Raw genomic sequence first — 2,695 nt, 5'->3', positions numbered from 1 at the left:
GCAGCCGACGCCGCGGGAGACGCCCACGGCCGCGCAGACCACGGAGGCAGCCGAAGCCGAGACGCAGGAGCCCGAGGAGCCGCCGGTCGCCGTCTTCCTCGGTGACTCCTACACCGAGGGCATCGGCGCGTCGGCGCCGGAACAGCGCTGGAGCACGCTGGTGGCCGGCGAACTGGGCTGGGAGGAAGTCAACCTGGGCGTCTCGGGCACCGGGTACCACACCAGCGCGGGGGAGGCCGAGTACCAGAACCGCGTGGGCGAGGTGCTGGAGGCCGAGCCGCGGATCGTCGTCGTCTCCGGAGGACAGAACGACTTCAGCACCTACGCGGTCGATCCGGGCGGCACGGTCCAGGCCATCAACGGGCTGTATGAGGCGCTGCGTGAGGAACTTCCGCGGGCCCGGCTGGTCGCCGTCGGGCCGTCCACTCCGGGCCCCGTGGACCAGACGGTGCGCGCCATCGATGCGGCGGTCCAGGACGCGGCGGAAGCGGTCGATGCCACCTACGTGAGTTTGCTGGAGCCGGATGTGTTTACCGTGGACATGGTGCTGCCGGACCAGGCCCATGTGGACGACCGCGGGCACCAGGCGATTGCCGACCGGGTCATCGCCGCGCTGGAGTAGCCGCCGGCGCAGGTCAGACCGACAGAACCTGGATCAGCCGCCAGCCTTCCGGAACCTGGCTTTCCAACGCCGCCTTGGCGGACGCGAAGTCCTCGCCTTCCGCCTCGAGTTCCCGGATCTCCACGGGCTGGATCTTTCCAACAACCTTAACCACAGCAGTATCTTAGCCACGGCCGCGTACGACGCCGGGCAGCGGCTTCGGTGGTGGCGGTCACCCCTGCTGCGCGGCGGCTGCGGCGTGCAGGTTGCGCCGCCGCCCCCGCACGTCAGCCGGTGGAGATGGTGTTGCCGCTGCCCTCGTCTGCGATCTCGGAACCGCCGGCCCGGTAGCTGATCGAGTTCCCGGCGCCTTCGGCATCGATCTCGCCGACGGTTCCGAGCATGATGCTGTTGTCCGCACCGTCGACCCTGAGCTCCGCGGCATCGGCGGCCCTGACCGTGTTGCCGCTGCCGGACACATCGAGCTTGTCGACTCCCTCGGCGTCGAGGGTAATGCCGAATCCCATAACCTCGATTTCCTGGCAGGAGCCGGTCACTGCCAGGACCACGTCGTCCGCCTCGATGTCGATGCTGCCGCCACCGTCGCAATGCAGTTCCACTTCCTGGCCTTTCAGCACCACATTGCGTTCCTGGCCGTTTGTGAGGACCGGCCCGGGGACTGCCTTGGCCCCAGCCACGGCGGAAGCGGGGGGCACCGGCGGCAGAGGTCTGCGGTGCCGCCGGTTTAGGGTCCGCGCCGGCCGGGCCGGTGGTCTCCATGGCCGAGGCTGCGTTGCCATGGACCGCCGCGCCGAGGTCGGTCGTCGTGTTCTCCGGCACGGCATCGCCGGTGCACCCCGAGGCCAGCAGGACAAGAGCGGCGGCGCCGAGGACGCTGCGGAGGACGGGCCGATGATCCACTGTGCTCTCCTTCCGCAGGACCCGGCAGCGGGTCCGTCCTGCTCGCAAGGCTAACCCATGCAGGATGGAAAATGGCTGGAACGAGCCGGCGGCGGAAGGTCAGCGGTAGCCTGTGGGGTCGGCGGGCCGGCCTGCTTCGACGACTTCGACCAAGTAGCGCCAGCAGTCCGGGCTGGAGCCGTCCACATCAGTGAAGCCGTACTCGCGGGCCAGGCTGCCGGAAGAGAAGGAGCCGCCGTTCCGGCGGTGCAGCTGCGGATCCGCAGCCAAGGCAGCAACGGCCCGGCCGACGAAGCGCGGCGACTCGGCGATGGCAGCAAAATGCGGGTCGGTCGCCGCACCGTCGCGCCAGTTCGCCTCCGTCACGCCGAAGTGCTCCAGCATCATTTCCGAACGCATCCAGCCCGGTGTCAGCGCCACCGCACTGCAGCCATGGGGTTCAAGGTCCTTCGCCTGCGAAAACGCGAGCCGCAGCACGGCGGTCTTGGCCAGGTCGTAGAACGCGGACAGCCGGTAATGCGTGGAGTTGTACTCGCGCGTCCCATCGGTCATCTCCACCACCAGGCCGCCCGGACGGCGGATCAGCAGCGGAAGGGCGTGGTGGCTGGTGATGAGGTGGGTGTCGATGGCCAGCCGCAGCAGGCGCAGCCCGGCCTCCAGGTCATGCTCCCAGACCGGCACCTCCCACTGCACGAGGTTCTCGCCGCCCCAGATGTCGTTGACCAGGATGTCCAGCCGCCCCTGTTCCCGGTCGATGCGCTGCACCAGTTCCGCCACGGCCTGCGGGTTGAGGTGGTCGACGGCCACCGGGATGCCCCGGCCGCCGGCCGCTGTCACCTGGCCGGCGGTTTCCTCGATGGTCTCGGGCCGGTCGTACTCCGAGCGACGGCCGGCGGTTGAGCGGCCGGTGCAGTAGACCGTGGCGCCTTGCTCGCCCAGGGCGACGGCGGTGCCGCGGCCGGCTCCGCGCGTTGCCCCGGCGACCAGCGCGATTCTTCCCTCAAGGGTTCCAGGCATTCCCTCAGCGTACGGTCCGGTGGCCCGGTGGTACAGGGCTGCTGTACCACCGGGCCGCGCCCGTCCAGCCGGAACCGGTTCAGCCGGAACCCGTCCGTCCGCTACTTGCCCAGGCCTGCCCGGCGCAGCGCTTCGGCCATCGCGGTGTTGGCCGCC

General features: G+C 70.0%; 4 protein-coding genes. 1 reads left to right on the top strand and 3 read right to left on the bottom strand.

The window, feature by feature from the left end; genetic code table 11:
- Positions 1–622, top strand: a 622-nt coding sequence (locus tag D477_RS20580; RefSeq protein ID WP_005275249.1) for an SGNH/GDSL hydrolase family protein, incomplete at its 5' end; no start/stop codon positions are given.
- A gap of 13 nt (positions 623–635) precedes the next feature.
- On the opposite strand, the gene D477_RS22920 is transcribed toward D477_RS20580, so the two are convergent.
- The 3 genes from D477_RS22920 to D477_RS20570 all read right to left on the bottom strand — a co-directional run bounded on the left by D477_RS22920 (position 636) and on the right by D477_RS20570 (position 2,539).
- Positions 636–776 (bottom strand): hypothetical protein, encoded by a 141-nt coding sequence (locus D477_RS22920; protein WP_190273595.1) that lies wholly within the window; start codon positions 774–776, stop codon positions 636–638.
- 112 nt (positions 777–888) lie between these two features.
- Positions 889–1,242, bottom strand: a complete 354-nt coding sequence (locus D477_RS22915) for a DUF3060 domain-containing protein (protein WP_005275243.1) — start codon at positions 1,240–1,242, stop codon at positions 889–891.
- 379 nt (positions 1,243–1,621) lie between these two features.
- Positions 1,622–2,539, bottom strand: a complete 918-nt coding sequence (locus D477_RS20570; RefSeq protein ID WP_005275241.1) for an SDR family oxidoreductase — start codon at positions 2,537–2,539, stop codon at positions 1,622–1,624.
- Positions 2,540–2,695: the final 156 nt, after the last annotated feature.

The organism is Arthrobacter crystallopoietes BAB-32 (assembly GCF_000328305.2).
Classification (GTDB): domain Bacteria; phylum Actinomycetota; class Actinomycetes; order Actinomycetales; family Micrococcaceae; genus Crystallibacter; species Crystallibacter crystallopoietes_A.
Note: the sequence above shows the minus strand (reverse complement) of the source record. Positions and strands in the feature narration are given on the sequence as shown.

Bases quoted from the DNA above. Each gene is read 5' to 3' on its own strand.
- D477_RS20570 (WP_005275241.1), bottom strand. From the start codon at position 2,539: ATGCCTGGAACCCTTGAGGGAAGAATCGCGCTGGTCGCCGGGGCAACG.